This is a genomic window from Methylophaga sp. UBA4204 (genome assembly GCF_002379485.1).
Taxonomy (GTDB): Bacteria; Pseudomonadota; Gammaproteobacteria; order Nitrosococcales; family Methylophagaceae; genus Methylophaga.
The window spans coordinates 27409-27770 of record NZ_DFTU01000078.1 but is presented as its reverse complement, the minus strand read 5'-3'; the positions used below and the strand labels follow the sequence as shown (position 1 = coordinate 27770).

Below are 362 nucleotides of genomic sequence, written 5' to 3'. Positions count from 1 at the left end.
TCGGGCATGAACCAGTACATCGGCCTGATCGACAAACCCGTTTTCAGTCGTTAACCCATTTTCACCAAACAGCAGCGGCAACCAACGGGCGCTGCCATCCTCTTCAAAGCGTGCAACATAGAGAATGCCATCATCCAGCAACCGACCATGATGTGCGCCCAGACTGCCATCCCAGGCATCGCGGGTAATAAATTTATAGATGTATTCAAATTTGGAATCATCACCTGAATAAAATGCCAAACGGCCGTCCCTGCCTATTTTGTGCGCCACATTTTCATGGGCAAAACGTCCCAGTGCGGTCCGTTTTACCGGAATGCTTTGTGGGTTATACGGATCAAATTCAACCATCCAGCCAAAGCGAT

General features: G+C 49.2%; 1 protein-coding gene. It reads right to left on the bottom strand.

Annotated elements, in window-relative coordinates; all coding sequences use genetic code 11:
• Positions 1-362, bottom strand: a 362-nt coding sequence (locus B3182_RS11205) for a PhoX family protein (protein WP_292752770.1), incomplete at both ends; no start/stop codon positions are given.